This window comes from Nocardia nova (assembly GCF_002933465.1).
Taxonomy (GTDB): Bacteria; Actinomycetota; Actinomycetes; order Mycobacteriales; family Mycobacteriaceae; genus Nocardia; species Nocardia nova_B.
Genome location: NZ_PSZE01000005.1, coordinates 254,526 through 268,891 on the forward strand (window position 1 = coordinate 254,526; position 14,366 = coordinate 268,891).

Genomic DNA, 14,366 nt, shown 5'->3' on the forward strand with positions numbered 1-14,366 from the left:
CGCTGCGGCTCAGTCGGCGGATTCTCGGCTGAGCCCGCGCATCAGCAGGCCCCAGGCGCGCCGCGCGGTAGCCTGGCGCGCCGGAAGTTCGGTTTTGATCAGTACGGCCGCCAGCATGGCCAGTGCCGTCACGACGTCCTCGGCGGTGAGTTCCGGTCGCAGAGAACCGCGCGAATCGGGATCGGCCAATTGCGCGCCGATCAGGTCGACGAGCCGATGCGACACCTCGAACAGCCGGGGATCGTCGAAGCCGGTGGGATCGATGGTGGCGATGAAGCCGGCCGAGACAGTGATCTGGTCGACGATGAAATCCAGCAGATCCACCGCCGTGGTTCCCGGCCTGTGCGCCACCTCCTCGATCTCGGCGATGTTGTCGTCGAACACAGCCAGAATCATTGATTCACGGGTCGGGAAATGCCGGTACAGCACGCCCGGGCCCACTCCCGCCGCGCGGGCGATCGAGTTCAGCGGAGCGTCGAAGCCGTTCTCGGCGAACACCTCCCGCGCCGCGCGAACCAGAGCCCGTCGGTTCGCCGCAGCTGCCTTCGGCCCTCGATTGGCCCGGGGTGACGCGGTCATCTGTCCGACGTTACCGCACGCGTTCCACGAACCGGCATCGCGGACGGACGCCGTCGCCCGAGCCCGATGTCGTTCGGCGCGTGCGGATTTCGGGTTCACGAGCCTCGCGACCTCAACTCAAACAAGTTGCAGTTGACGAGACCGGCCGGGTCTTACAGACTGCCTCAGAAACCGGAGGAAGTTGTCCGGTTGGATTCGGTCGCACTCGTCCGACGCGCACCCCGCTTTCGTGTCCGGAGCGAACCTTGCGACCGATATTACGTACCTGTCGGTCTTTGATGGAGAGTGCACCCCCCGATATCGATGGCCTCGCGGCGGTGCCGGTCGTCGAATTCGATGGCCGAGGCCCGCAGCACCACGGAGAAGGCGGTGGACGTTCCCGGCGACCCGGGAAAGTTTCCACATTATTTTCTCCGGCCGGGGAAAAGCGGCTACGCTCGACCTCGCGGCGCGATCGCCCAGCGTTGTGCGACGCGTCGTGCCGACCGCCGCTTCCCGAGGAGCAGCGAGACCCCCTGGCACCGACCGATGAGGCCGTGGCCGCCCGTGCTAGCGGACGCCCGCCCCGGCTGAACCGTCGTCTCATCCATGCCGCGGCGCGCGACCTGGAGCCGGAGAATCTGAGCACGCGGGACCGGCGTGCCGACCGATCAGCAAGCGGCCGCGGTGCGGCGCACGCTGGGAAACGAGTCCGGATTCCCGCTGCTGCGCGCGGTCGCCACCGCTTCCGAGAGCGACGGCCGCGTCGGTGAGCAGTTCGAATTCGTTCTCGCGCTGATCATCGAGGGACTGGAACGGCGGCTCGACATTCGGCGCGACGCCGTTGCAGTGGCGCCCACCGGTGATCCCTGCCGGTGAGTTCACGCCGGCGCGAATCAGTGTTCCTTGGCGCGCCGGTCCACGGCCTCGGCGAGATAGTCGCCCAGCTCCTCCCGCAGCACACGGTCAAGCGACCGTGCCAGGGTGTTGTTCACCGCGGTGACGGCGAGACCGCGTAGATGATTGAGCATCTTGGCGGTTTCGGCGATTTCGTCGTCGGTGTCGGGCAGCCAGCCGGGGCCGTGGGCATCGACGATATGTTGCTTGGCGACCGACATCATATCGTGGGCGATCTCGTCGAGGCGGCCGCTGACGGCCGCCTGCAGATCGGCCAGCCGGCCCAGCCGGAACCCGTAGCCGTGCAGTTCGGCGAAATTCTCCAGCAACTGCGGATCGGTGAATTCGACCGTCTCCGCGCCGATCCGGGCCAGCCCGAGCTCGGCCAGACGTTCCAGGATCTCCGGATCGGCCGCCTCCTCGCCGAGGAAGGTGTCGATCAATTCGCGCGGTACCCGCAACGTCTCGTCCGGCTGCCCCCACGCGGCCGTGACCGCGTGCTGCAGCCCCAGAATCTCGGTGAGGTCCTTACCCGTTTCCCAGCCGGTGATGAAATCGGCGATATGGGCGGTGGTGAACCCACGCTGCAACAGCACGTCGATGATCTTCAATCGCTCCAGATGGGAATCGTCGTAGATCAGCGCGCGCCCGATCCGGCGCACCGGCGGCGGCAGCAGGCCGCGTTCCTGGTAGGCGCGCACATTGCGGCTGGTTGTGCCTGCGGCCCGGGCGAGTTCATCGATGCGGTACTCCGCCATCCCGTTCTCGCCCACCCTTTCCTCGTACCGGACGCCGACCCGCGTCGCACCCGCTCCCGGCCTGTGTGAGCAGCTCAGGCGCGACGCATCGTGTCGACATTAGCCCAATCGGGTCACCGCCCGATCGGCGACAGGCGCGCGGCCGCCACCACGCCCGGGGATCAGCACGTAGTCGTGCGGATCGAGGGTGGCGAGCTGACCGGTGAACTGGCTGCCGAAGCCCGGGAACATGGTCGCGTTGAAGCCGTCCTCGGTCAGATACCAGCTGCGGCAGCCGGAATTCCAGGTGGTCGCCCGCAGCCGGCGCTGCAGCCGGTGGTTGTAGCGGTCCTGGCGGTCGCGGCGCACCTCGAGCGAATGCAGATTCCGCTCGAGCAGCATGCCGATCGCCGCGGCGAGATAATCGATCTGCGCCTCCATATACACCAGCGCCGAATTGTGCCCGGGACCGGAATTGGGCCCGAAGGTGAAGAGCAGGTTCGGATAGCCCGCGACGGTCACACTCTTGTACGCGTATGCGCCCCTGCGCCATTCGTCGTCGAGTACCCGCCCGCCCCGGCCGGTGATCGGGATCGGCGCGCCCGCCTTCGACACCTCGAAACCGGTGGCGAACACGATGCAGTCGAACCGGTGCTCGATCCCCTCGGCGGTGCGGATCCCCGCCGGCGACATTCCTGCGATCGGCCAGGTGACCAGTGTGCAGTTGTCGCGCTGCAGCGCCGGGTAGTAGTCGCTGCTCATCAGCAGCCGCTTGCATCCGGCCCGGAAATCGGGGGTCAACTGCCGCCGCAACCACGGATCGCGGACCTGGCTGTGCAGATGGGCCAGCGCCACCGATTCCACGATCCTGGTCAGCGGGGTATTCCACACCACGCCCAGCGCCACCGATTCGTGCCCCCAGAACCAGGCCTGCCGGGCGAGCTGCTGGGTCAGTGGCAGGTGCCGGTACAGCTGCCGGGTCAGGCCGGTGGTGTGCCGGTTGATCCGCGGCAGAACCCAGCCCGGCGTGCGCTGGAACACCTTCACCGAGCCGGCCCGGTCGACCAGTTCCGGGACGATCTGCACCGCACTGGCACCGGTGCCGACCACGGCCACCTTCTTACCGGTGAAGTCGTAGTCGTGATCCCAGCGGGCGGAGTGGATCATATGACCCTGGTAGCTGTCGCGCCCCGGAATGTCCGGCAGGCTCGCATTGGCCAGCGGCCCGGACGCGACCACCACCGAACGGGCCCGCACCGGTGCGCGGCCGGCGTCGAAGCCGATCTCCCATTCACCCGCCGCCTCGTCGTAGGCCAATCCGGCTACGTTGTGCCCGAAGCGAAGGCATCCGCCGAGCGCGAACTTCTCGACCATCGCCTCGATGTAGCCGAGGATTTCCGCACTGCCGGAATAGGTCTGCGACCAATCCGGATTCGGCGCGAAACTGTAGGAGTACAGCCGCGACGGAATATCGCAGGCCGCCCCCGGATAGGTGTTGTCGCGCCAGGTGCCGCCGACCCGCCGGTCCCGTTCGAAGATCGCGATATTCGTGATTCCGCGCTGCCGCAACCGGATCGCCGCCCCGATCCCGGCGAATCCGGCTCCGACGATCGCGACGTCCAGCGCGGTGTTCCCGCTCATCACGCGACCGGCTCGTAGGTCAGTTCCTTCGACCAGGTCGGCTGCGCGGGCAGCACCCGGTCGGGGATGCGGGCGGTCACCTTCACCAGCGTGTCGGCCAGCAGGTGGTAGGGGTGATCGCGGTTGATGACCCAGTCGCTGTGCATCTTGACGATCCGGTACATCGGCACCCGGTTCACCACGGGTGTGCGCTCTCCGACCGCCTTGAACCGGCGCATCGCGGTATACAGTTTGTCCTCGTCGACGCCCATCGCGACGATGTTGTCGCGCATCTTGTTCAGCAGCGGCACATAGCTGAGCACACCGATCATCAGCGACGGCTTCACCCAGCCCCCGACCGGATCGATAGCGAGTTTGCGGGCGGTGGAGTGCCCGAGCAGTTCCATCACCGCGTAATCGGTGGCCAGATGCCGGGATTCGTCGGAGTTGATCTTGCGGAACACCTCCTGGGCGATCGGATCGGCGATCTCGTCGGTGACGAATTTGATCAGCGCGCCGTCGAGTGCCACCTCCAGCATCGGAATCACCGTGCCCAGAAACGACAGCGACATACCATCGGCGTATTTGTCGAGGAAGTCGATGACCAGCTTGACGTTGATGTTCGGTTCGGGGATCTCGTCGCCGTCGAGCATGCCCCAGCGGCGCATCAGGGCCAGTTCGGCATTGGCGTGGCGCTGTTCCTCGGCGTGGAAGTATCGGTAGATCTCGCGCAGCGTCTGCGTCGGGGCCTTCTTCGCCATCGCCGCGAAGCCGCGCGCGCCGACGTTCTCGATCCACGTCAGATCCACCATGAACGGCCTCAGTTTGGCGTGCAGTTCGGGGTCGATCAGTTCCGCGCCTGGCGCGTCCCAATCGATATCGGCCAGCGCCCACTGCCGGGACTTGATCTTGGCCAGCATATCGTCGAAGTCGAAGGACATGTCAGACTCCTGCCTTCTCGCTGTCGGCCGATGCCGGAGTCGAATCCGCTTGCGGCAGAAATCGGTTCAGCACGCCGAGGGCTCGGGTGTAGGTGGCCGGGAATTGTCGTTCGAGATGCCAGACGACCACCGCGTCCAACTGCGGCAGCACATGCAGGCGGCCGCGCTGGTGGGCGTCGAGGGTGATGCGCGCGACGTGGTCGGGCGAGAAGCCGGTCCAGCGCATCAGGGCGAGGTCGCGAAGGTGATGGGCGTCGTTGGCGAGCATTTCCGCGACGCTCACCTGAACGAACAACGGGGGCAACGCGATTCCGGCGGGGATACGCAGCCGCAGCCGTGGCGAATCCTCGGGTTCGTCGCCGGTGTACAACCGCACCGCGGCAAGGCCGGTGCGCGCGCAGGCCATGGCCTCGGCGGCGCGGCGTTCGCAGCCGCGGGCCAGTAGCCAGCGGTAGCCCTCGGCCACATCGTCGGCCGCGGCCGGAAAGGGGTGTTCGGGGGCGAGCCGATAGTCGACCACGAAGACCGGGAGTCCGGTGGCGCGTGACAGTCGCGACGCCAGTCCGCGATGGGTGCGCGCCGAGCAGATGACAGAGCCGCTGCCGTGCACGTAGTACAGGGCGCGATGGCCGTGGCCGACACCTGCCGCGCGCACCCACTCCCCGCGCAGCGAACCCGAACGCACCTGTGTCACACAGGTTCCCGGCAGCACCGGTCCGCAGATCGCCATGATCGACGCGACCAGCCCACGGGCGGCAGCGATGCCGAGCGGATTCGCCGGCAGCAGGCAGTTGATAGGCCGTACCCCGTACCGCCCCGCGGTCAGCGCCGGCCGCGAACGCAGCGACGGTGACGACGGGACCGGTGCGGTGGCCGACGGTGAGGTCTCCGTTGACCTTCTCGTCTCCATACACCGAGCATCAGCTACCTATGTGCCATTTGTCAATGGCAGATTACATAGGCGGTCTCGGGCAGGCTGGGCCACCTCCGTGACCAGGACTCCGAGCATGTCCCGCGCGAGTTCGGCATGTTCGCGTAGGTCCGGAGATGCCTCGTTCGCGGCGAGTTCGACGATGGTGTTCAGTTCACCGAAGGCCACCACCAGGCGGCGCAACGCGGCGCGCTGCTGGGCGGCCGAGAGGCCGTTGATACTCACATCCGAGGGATCGCCACGCCGGATATTTCGTTACGGCGCCGAACGATCGAGGAGTGCGCCGGCCGGACCGAGGCTCAGCATGCCGGTGCCCGCCCCGAGCAGTTCGCCGCGGGCCGGGGACAGGGCGCGATACACCTGACGCGCGGTACTCCGGTCCGCGCATCGGTCGGCGGCGATTCCCAGTAGCGCCCAACGCAATTCGGCCATGTGGTCCGGCGGCGGCGCCGGCGCCGCGTGCAGCAGCTCGTGGGCGCGCTCGGGTTCGAGCAGCGCGGCGACGTAGGGAGTGTTCAGCCCGAAGTCGGCCGCGGCGGATTCGGCCGGGTCCCGGCCTGCCCGCAGCGCGAGGCACAGGCCGGTCAGCGGCGCGAGACCCGCTGCGACACCGGGCATTCCGCAGCCCGGCAGGGTGGCGAGTGCGCGTTCGTAGGCGTCTGCCACCTCCGGCTCCGGCCGGTCGGTGAGGACCGTGCGCAGCGCGCGGTACCAGGTGGTGAACACCCCGACCAGGTCGCGCTCGTAGCGCACCGCGAGCCGGTCGGCCGCGGCGGCATGCTCGTCGGCGACGGCCACATCGCCCACCGCGGCCGCGGCCTGCATGGCGACGAGATGCCCCAGGATCAGGTAGGTCGACAGGTCGTGCCGGCGCGACACCGTGATCAGCTCCTGAGCGAGCCGCGCCCGCCTCGGCCACCGCCCCGGCGTGTGGAAGGACTGCAGGAATCGAGCGTCGAGAGCGAGCACGAGCACGGCCGGATCACCCAGGTCGCGGGCGATGCGTTCGGCCGCTCGCGCGGCGTCCGCGCCGGACGTGCCACGGCGGCCGCGGGTTTCGATCGCGAACAGGGCGAGCAGCCGGGCGCGCAGCGCGGGCGCGGCGTCGTCGTCCAAGCGTTCGAGGGTGGTGCGGGCGGCCTCGGCCACGCGCGCCGACCGGGCCGGATCGTCGAGCACCGACCAGACTCCCGGTACCTCCATGCGGGTCAGCGCGGTGGCCGTGAGTTCGGGATCGTCGTTCGCGAGCAGGTCGTCGATCGCGTGGGCCCGGCGGTCCTGGGCGGTCATCAGACCGGTCGCGTCGGTGAGTGCCAGGCCGCGCAGCAGATCGGCGGAGGAGGTGAGGCGGCTGCGTGGGCCGGTGGCGCCGTAGGCGGCGACGGTCTCACGCCACAATCGGTGCTCGCCGAATTCCGGTTCTCCGGTGAGGATTTCGCGTTCGAGGGCGATCAGTTCGGCGCTGGGATCCAATCCGGCCTCCGAACCGAGCCGGGTTCGGGCACGCCGCAGGACCGCCAGCGCGTCGGCCCGCCGCCCGGCCTGCCACAGTCCTCGCGCCTGCAGCAGCCAGGCCCGCTCCCGCCCGGGATGCTCGTGCAGATGCGTTTCGAGTTCGGCGACGGCCTGTTCCGGCCGTCCCTGCCGGATCCGCGCCTCCGCGAGCATTTCCACTGCCGCCGAACGCAGTTGTGCGAGCTTCGCGATTTCTCCGTCCGCCCACCGGTAGTCGCCGTAGGCGTCTCCGCGCCAGAGCCCGAGGGCCGTTTCCAGCGTCTCGATCCGCTGTGGCCCGGCCTGATTCGCCGCCGCGCGGATCAGATCGTCGAAATACCAGGCGTCGACGTGATCGCGAGGCAGCACCACGCGGTATCCGGTGCCCTCGGTGACGATCACGCGGGAAGGGGTGCGCGCCGCGCGGCCGGGCTCCAGGGCGCGACGCAGTGCCGCGACGAAGGTGCGCACGGCGGCGATCGCGCCCGGCGGCGGGTCCTCCCACAGGTCTGCCACCAAGGCCGGCACCGGCACCACCCGTCCGCCGGCGGCGATCAGGCGGGCCAGCATTTCGGCGTGCCGGGGGCCGTGCAGCGGCAGTGGCGTCCCGTCGGCGGCGACGGCCCGAACCGGCCCCAGGACTCCGGCTGACGGTGCCGCGCCGCGGCCGGTGAGCTGTGCACTCATCGGTTGCTCATTCCCGCCGCCGAGCATGGATACCGCACCGAACCAGCCTAGAGAACGGATCGTCACCGCATGTCCGCACCCATCATCCCCGGTTTCGACTACGACCGCGTTCCGGTTGCCGACGATGTCGCGTTGTCCGTGGCGCACGCCGGCTCCGGGACCCCGATCGTGCTGCTGCACGGCTTCCCGCAGACGCATCTGATGTGGCGTCACGTCGCACCGGCGCTGGCCCGCGACCATATGGTGCTGTGCCCGGACCTGCGCGGCTACGGCGACAGCGACAAACCGGTTGCCACCCATTCCGGCACCTACGCCAAACGCACGATGGCCTCCGATGTGATCGCGCTGGCCGACCACTTCGGATTCGACCGGTTCGCGCTGGCCGGACACGACCGCGGCGCCCTGGTGGCGATTCGCGCCGGACTGGACCGTCCCGATCGGATCTCCCATCTCGCGGTGCTGGATGTGCTGCCGACGTCGGATATGTGGGAGGTCCTGCACGGCCACACCGCCGCGGTCGCATTCCATCTCTACCTGATGGCCCAGCCGCCCGGGCTGCCCGAGCGCATGATCCGCGCGAGCGCCGACGACTTCTTCGGTCATTTCCTCGACGCCTGGTGCCTTCGCCCCGAGGCGATTCCCGATGACGTCCGCGCGGAGTACCTGCGGGCGTGTGCCGGCGCGGTCGATTCGATCGTCGCCGACTACCGCGCCTCGGCCACCATCGATCTCGACCACGATCGGGCCGACCGCGCCGCCGGACGCCGACTCACCATGCCTGTCACCGTGATTCAGCAGGATTGGGGCGCCGAACTCGGCTACGACGCGGCCGCGGTATGGCGTGAGTGGGCAGCCGATCTCGACCACCGCACTCTCGCACTGGGACATTTCATGGCCGAGGAAGCGCCGGACCAGGTAGCCGGGGTGCTCACCGACCTGCTGCGCCGCTGAGCGACACATCCGGCACGTCGCGGCCGCGCGCTCACTGTGCCGGGCACGTACAGTGCGCGGTATCGGACGATCGCAGGCGAGGGGGCCGTAGAGGTGAGCAGCGACAGCCGGGCGAACGAGATACGCAGTGGCGCCGACACCTACGCGCACAGTGGCGCCGACACCTACGCGCACAGTGGCGCCGACACCTACGCGCACAGTGGCGCCGACACCTACGTGCACAGCGGCACCGACACGCGCGGCGGCGCAGCGGGCCACGAACGCACCGGCACCGATTTCGACGCGCGCACCGGCGCAGTGACGGAAACGCACACCGGCGCGGTGACGATGGCCGACGAACGCATCGGCGTCAACGATGCGGTCGCCGCCGTCCTCACCCGCTGGATCGGATCGATGCCCGCGCTGTATCTGGTGCTGATCGGGTTCAGCGCCTGGATGGCGCTGGCGACCTGGGGGCCGCTGCGCCCGGTGGACCCGTATCCGTTCCCGTTCCTGCTGTTCGTCGACAATGTCGCGCAGCTGATCCTGTGCTTGGTGATCCTGGTGGGCCAGCGGGTGCTCAGCGCCGCCGCCGACCGCCGCTCGGTGCAGACCTACGAGAACACCGAGGCGATCTTCGCCCAGGTCGCGGATCTGCAGGCGCATCTGGACCACCACGACCGCGCGCTCAGCCGCGGCCTGAGCCTGCTCGAGTCGACGCCGCATCCGTGGATCGAACGGCATCGGGTGCAGCCGCCGCCGCAGGCCGCCGACCAGGCGGTCAGTACCAACGACCGGATCGCGGTGTGGCTGACCGAGCGGCTGGGCAGCGTGTGGGGCTTCTATCTCGCGCTCGGTTCGCAGATTCTGTGGGTTGCGCTGGCGCAGGCGGGAATTCAGCGCGTGGACCCCTACCCGTTCGCCTTCATGGCGTTTCTGTCCACGCTCGCGCAACTGGTGTTCATGATCGTGATCATGGTCGGTCAGGACGTCCTCGGGCGCACCGGTGACCGCCGTTCCGAGCAGACGTTCCTCGATGCACAGGCGGTGCTTCACGAATGCCGGCGGATGAAGGCCCGGCTCACCGCACAGGACCGCGTCATCGACAGCCTCACCGGTTACGTCACCGACCGGGTCAGCGAACAACTCGGCCGGGCGCTGCACGAAACCAGCGAACGGGTCGACCACCAGGCCCGCGCCCACACCGTCATGACCACCGGTGAAGCGCCGGCCGACGCCGCCGCCCTGCGCCACTGGAACGAGCTCAGCGAACAGGACCGCCGCACCTATCGGCTGCAGGCCCGCGGTATCGGCGAAGATCTGGCCGCGATCGGCTGCTTCATGGTGCCCGCCTTCGATCCGGCCTTCGCGGTCACCTTCGACGACGACGAGATCGGGCTGCTCGCACGGCTCGACTACGAACGCCGGATCGCGGATCGGCGCGCCCTGCTCGGCGGATCCGCCCACCCCGATCCCGACGACGCCGAACCGCTGCCGTGGCCGGACCTGCCCCGGTCCGCGCGGATCCGCTACCTGCAGGCGGCCCGGCGCATCCCGATCATGATCTCCGGCGCCGGTTTCCAGGTGCTGCGCAGCACCCCGCCCCGGGTCCGCGACGCCGCCCGCGCCACCTGACGTAAGGTCGCGATCCATGAGCGAGGATCTGTTGGGTAAGGGTGCGCTGGTCAGCGGTGCGAGTCGCGGCATCGGGTACGCGGTGGCGGCGGAACTGCTACGGCGCGGGGCGAACGTGCTGATCACCGCCCGCAAACCGGAACCTCTGGCCGAGGCGGCCGACCGGCTGCGCGGGCTCGGCCATCCGGGAAAAGTTGTTGCGCTGGCGGGCAATTCGGGTGACGAGGCGGCGCGCGCCGAGCAGGTCGACACCGCCGTCGCCGAATTCGGATCCCTGGACATCCTGATCAACAACACCGGCATCAACCCCGTCTACGGGTCGTTGATGGAGGCCGATCTCGGAGCGGTGCGCAAGATCTTCGATGTCAACGTGGTCGCCGCGCTGGGATATGTGCAGCAGGCCTACCGGGCGTGGATGGGCGAGCACGGCGGCGCGGTGGTGAACCTCGCGAGTGTGGCCGGCATCCGCTCGACGGGTGTGATCGCCGCCTACGGCGCGTCCAAGGCGGCCCTCATCCGGCTCACCGAGGAACTGGCCTGGCAGCTCGGTCCGTCGATCCGGGTGAACGCCGTCGCGCCGGGCGTGGTCAAGACGAAATTCGCCGACGCGCTGGTCACCGACAACGAGGAGGCCGTCGCCGCGACCTATCCGCTGCGGCGCCTGGGCACGCCCGAGGATGTCGCCGCGCTGGTCGGATTCCTGGTCTCCGATCAGGCCGCATGGATCACCGGCGAGGTGGTGCGGGTCGACGGCGGCCTGCTCGCGACCGGCGGTATCTGAACCGGCCGGCCGCACACCCGTCAGCGGAAGGCGAGGGCGCCGAGGATGTCGCCGTGCCGGTACTTCAGGTACTTCTTCACGGTGTCCTCGTCCACCGAGCTGGTGGCGGTGGCGAAGGTGACGACGAGGAACTGCTTCTCGGCGTCGTCTTTCCATTTACCGGTCGCGAAGTTCGCGATGTAGGTGCCGGGCCGCAGTTTCAGGTCGTCGTCGGTATACGCGCCGGGTGCGGCCGCGGCGGTGTCGCTGCTCGACATACCCATGATGAACTGGGTCAGCATCAGCGAACCGCCCTCGGCCTTGTACACCATTTCCGCCGCGTACTGGCAGCCGAGCGACGTGAGCTTGCCCCCGACCTCGATATCGGCGCAGCTGGGATGGTCGCGGCCCTCGGCCCAGTCGGCGTGCAGCTCCACATCGCCGGCCTTGAAGTTCCAGTCGTGCCCGTATTCCTGATAGCTCAGGTGGCCGGACGTTCCGGGACTCGCGCTCGTGGTGGGGGCCGCGGTGGTGGCTTGGGCGTCGGTGGTGGCGGGGACGAGCGCGGGCGTGCTGGTTCCGGCGGCCCGGTCGTCGCCGCCGGAGTCGCGAGTCGCGACCACCAGGATGCCGCCGGCGATCACCAGCAGCGCGATCACGCCGAAGACGATGCCGACGATGAGCCCGCTGTTGTTCTTCGGCGGCGGCGGAGTCGGATAGCCGACGGGAGCGGGCTGCCCCCAGTTCGGCGCGGGCATCCGCTGATCCCACGCCGGCGTCTCCCACCCGCTCGGTGCCGCGTCCCACCCTGCGCCGGGCTGGTTCGGGTCGCGCCCCCACCCCGCATCGTGGGGTTGTTGCGGGCCGTAACCGTACGGCCCGGATCCCGGGGGATACGTCATCTGCTGCCACCTTCCCGTCCCGGGGCAGCGCCCTCCGCGGTTGTGGTCCCCCCGGGCATCGAGGGTCGACCCTACCGGACCCGACACACCCGCCGTGATGCGACGGGCGGCACATCGCGTCCGGCCGATCTGCTGCAATGGCGGCATGAGTGCCGATCTCATCGTCTGCGGGCTCGGCCCGGCCGGACGGGCGCTGGCGCATCGCGCGGCCGTCCGCGGACTCGCCGTGACCGCGATCGATCCGCATCCGTGGCGCCGCTGGCCCGCGACCTACGCCACCTGGGCCGACGAATTGCCGGACTGGCTGCCGGCCCGGGTCGTGGCCGCGACAATCGAGCGGCCGCTCGCCCGAGGTACCCGCGAAGTCGACATCGCCCGCGCCTACCAGGTTTTCGACACCGCGGCGCTGCAGAACGCGCTGGACCTGTCCGGCGTGCGGGTGATCGCCGACCGGGTCCTGGATGTCGAGCGGCACGAACGAGTGCGGCTCGCCTCGGGCCGGACACTGACCGCGCACCGCGTAGTCGACGCCCGCGGACTGGCCCGCGACATGCGACGAGCCGAGCAGACCGCCTACGGCGTTGTGCTGCACCGTGATCGCGAACCAGCCGTCTTCATGGACTGGTCCCGGGACAACGGTGCCGATGCCGATGAACCGGCCTCGTTCCTGTATACGATCCCGCTGGGCGGCGGCCGGGTGCTGTTCGAGGAGACCTGCCTGGCCGGGCGGCCGGCGATCGGCCCGGACGAGCTGCGGCGTCGGCTGGAACACCGATTACGCTGCCGGGGAATCGAATTCGACGCCGACGCACCGGTCGAACGGGTGCGCTTCCCGGTCGAGGGCGGGCGGGCCCGCGACGGCGTCTTCGGGGCGGCGGGTGGACTGCTGCATCCGGCGACCGGATACAGCGTCGGTGCCACACTCGCCGCGGCCGACGCCGTGGCCGCTGGTCAGAGCCTCTGGCCGGTCTCGGCACGGGTGGTATACGCCCTGCGCAGGGCCGGCCTGCGGGCGCTGCTCGCGCTCCCGCCACACGAGCTCCCCGTCTTCTTCGACGCCTTCTTCGCCTTGCCCCTGGACCTGCAACGCGCCTACCTGTCCGGGCGCACCGACCTGCGCGGCACCGTCGCCGCCATGGCCGCGCTGTTTCGCGAACTTCCGTGGCCGCTGCGGCGGATCCTGGCCGCGGCCGCCGCGCCGGGTGCCGGTCGCCGTCGCGGGGGCGTGCCGGCCGTTCAGCGGTGATCGAAAACCAGTGCGGTGGTGTTGTCGGTGGCACCCGCCGTGATCGCCGCCTCGACCAGGGCGTCCGCGGCGGTCGACGCGGAGTCGGCGTCGGCGAGGATCTGCTTGATCTCGGTCATCGGCAACGTCTTGTGCACCCCGTCCGTGCTCAGCAGCCAGCGCCCGGCGCCCGTGCCGGTGATGCCGTGGCCCATGGCCTCCGGCCGCACGGTCCGCGCCGAGGTCGTCACCATATGGTGCATCCGGGGCGCGACGGTGATGCCGCGCGCGTTCATCATCTCGGCGACGGTGTGATCGCTGGTGATCTGATGCAGCACTCGCCCGTTCCAGTGGTAGGCCCGGCAGTCGCCGACCCAGGCGATATCACAGGGGCCGTCGATGCGGTCCGGTGTCGGGCACACGGCTACGACCACCACGCTGTCAGCCGAGGGCTCGGGAAACTCGCGCAGCAATTGTTGTTGGGCGGCAAGGATTCCGGCGGCCGCACTGCCGCCGACTGCCACCCGCGCCGCGACCTGTGCCACGGTGCGCGCCGCCCGCGCGGCCAGCAGGTGATCGCCGATGCCGTCGGCGACGGCGAAGGCGCTGCGCCCGACCGCGGAGTCGATGTAGCCCGACACCGCGTCGGCATTGAGCGACCGGCCGCCGCGCCGGCTGACCGAATGCGCTGTGATTCCCGTGAGCCGCATCAACTCACGCCGTGTGATTGCCGTCGTCACCGCTGTGTGCACGGCCGACCTCCTCGACTGCCCCTGCCGACTGCGGTTCCGCTCGTTCGCGCTGACGATCGCCTGGACCGCGACCGGCTCCGGAACTGCCCTGAACAGAACTCGCCTGCTCAGACTATGTCAGCTGGGACCGTGCTCAACCTGTGAAAAGGGGCACGAGTTCATTACAGGCCGCCGTCCAGCGCGCCCCCGGGGCGCCCGTCGGCCACGCTTTGCGCCGGAAATGCCCGGACCGCCCGTCCTCGACCGCTCAGGGCGAGCCGGTCCGTGACCGGTGCGACGCCGACACTTCGCCCGGCC

14 protein-coding genes are annotated in these 14,366 nt (G+C 69.4%); 5 read left to right on the plus strand and 9 right to left on the minus strand.

Annotated elements, in window-relative coordinates:
- Positions 1-9: 9 nt before the first annotated feature.
- The gene (locus tag C5E41_RS08800; RefSeq protein ID WP_104375319.1) at positions 10-579 is read right to left on the minus strand and encodes a helix-turn-helix domain-containing protein; all 570 of its coding nucleotides are present in this window, start codon (positions 577-579) and stop codon (positions 10-12) included.
- A gap of 639 nt (positions 580-1,218) precedes the next feature.
- Here C5E41_RS08800 and C5E41_RS08805 point away from each other — a divergent pair.
- A complete protein-coding gene (locus tag C5E41_RS08805; protein WP_104375320.1) occupies positions 1,219-1,437 on the plus strand; it encodes a hypothetical protein in 219 nt (72 codons plus the stop codon).
- Positions 1,438-1,454: 17 nt separating this feature from the next.
- Here the strand turns inward: C5E41_RS08805 and C5E41_RS08810 are convergent, their stop codons facing one another.
- The 6 genes from C5E41_RS08810 to C5E41_RS08835 all read right to left on the minus strand — a co-directional run bounded on the left by C5E41_RS08810 (position 1,455) and on the right by C5E41_RS08835 (position 7,865).
- The gene (locus tag C5E41_RS08810; RefSeq protein ID WP_104375417.1) at positions 1,455-2,213 is read right to left on the minus strand and encodes a MerR family transcriptional regulator; all 759 of its coding nucleotides are present in this window, start codon (positions 2,211-2,213) and stop codon (positions 1,455-1,457) included.
- 99 nt (positions 2,214-2,312) lie between these two features.
- Positions 2,313-3,833, minus strand: a complete 1,521-nt coding sequence (locus C5E41_RS08815) for a flavin-containing monooxygenase (RefSeq protein WP_104375321.1) — start codon at positions 3,831-3,833, stop codon at positions 2,313-2,315.
- On the minus strand, positions 3,833-4,753 hold the full coding sequence (locus C5E41_RS08820) for a reductase (protein WP_104375322.1): 921 nt from the start codon (positions 4,751-4,753) through the stop codon (positions 3,833-3,835). Before C5E41_RS08820 ends, C5E41_RS08815 begins: the two co-directional genes overlap by 1 nt.
- A 1-nt stretch (position 4,754) precedes the next feature.
- Positions 4,755-5,663 (minus strand): alpha/beta hydrolase, encoded by a 909-nt coding sequence (locus C5E41_RS08825; RefSeq protein ID WP_104375323.1) that lies wholly within the window; start codon positions 5,661-5,663, stop codon positions 4,755-4,757.
- 18 nt (positions 5,664-5,681) lie between these two features.
- On the minus strand, positions 5,682-5,909 hold the full coding sequence (locus tag C5E41_RS08830) for a hypothetical protein (RefSeq protein WP_104375324.1): 228 nt from the start codon (positions 5,907-5,909) through the stop codon (positions 5,682-5,684).
- Between the two features lie 30 nt (positions 5,910-5,939).
- A complete protein-coding gene (locus C5E41_RS08835; RefSeq protein ID WP_181063166.1) occupies positions 5,940-7,865 on the minus strand; it encodes an AfsR/SARP family transcriptional regulator in 1,926 nt (641 codons plus the stop codon).
- Between the two features lie 69 nt (positions 7,866-7,934).
- Between C5E41_RS08835 and C5E41_RS08840 the strand changes: the two genes are divergently transcribed.
- The 3 genes from C5E41_RS08840 (at position 7,935) to C5E41_RS08850 (ending at position 11,211) form a co-directional block, all read left to right on the plus strand.
- A complete protein-coding gene (locus tag C5E41_RS08840) occupies positions 7,935-8,816 on the plus strand; it encodes an alpha/beta fold hydrolase (RefSeq protein WP_104375326.1) in 882 nt (293 codons plus the stop codon).
- 93 nt (positions 8,817-8,909) lie between these two features.
- Positions 8,910-10,430: a DUF1003 domain-containing protein gene (locus C5E41_RS08845; RefSeq protein ID WP_146097504.1), complete on the plus strand. Its 1,521-nt coding sequence runs from the start codon at positions 8,910-8,912 to the stop codon at positions 10,428-10,430.
- Between the two features lie 16 nt (positions 10,431-10,446).
- The gene (locus C5E41_RS08850) at positions 10,447-11,211 is read left to right on the plus strand and encodes an SDR family oxidoreductase (protein ID WP_104375328.1); all 765 of its coding nucleotides are present in this window, start codon (positions 10,447-10,449) and stop codon (positions 11,209-11,211) included.
- Between the two features lie 20 nt (positions 11,212-11,231).
- Here C5E41_RS08850 and C5E41_RS08855 read toward each other — a convergent pair whose 3' ends face one another.
- Positions 11,232-12,092 (minus strand): hypothetical protein, encoded by an 861-nt coding sequence (locus C5E41_RS08855; protein ID WP_146097505.1) that lies wholly within the window; start codon positions 12,090-12,092, stop codon positions 11,232-11,234.
- 145 nt (positions 12,093-12,237) lie between these two features.
- On the opposite strand from C5E41_RS08855, the gene C5E41_RS08860 reads away from it, so the two are divergent.
- A complete protein-coding gene (locus C5E41_RS08860) occupies positions 12,238-13,338 on the plus strand; it encodes a lycopene cyclase family protein (RefSeq protein WP_104375330.1) in 1,101 nt (366 codons plus the stop codon).
- On the opposite strand, the gene C5E41_RS08865 is transcribed toward C5E41_RS08860, so the two are convergent.
- Positions 13,329-14,069 carry a PP2C family protein-serine/threonine phosphatase gene (locus C5E41_RS08865; protein WP_219823117.1) on the minus strand — a complete coding sequence of 247 codons (741 nt, stop codon included), beginning with the start codon at positions 14,067-14,069 and terminating at the stop codon, positions 13,329-13,331. The genes C5E41_RS08860 and C5E41_RS08865 overlap by 10 nt on opposite strands.
- Positions 14,070-14,366: the final 297 nt, after the last annotated feature.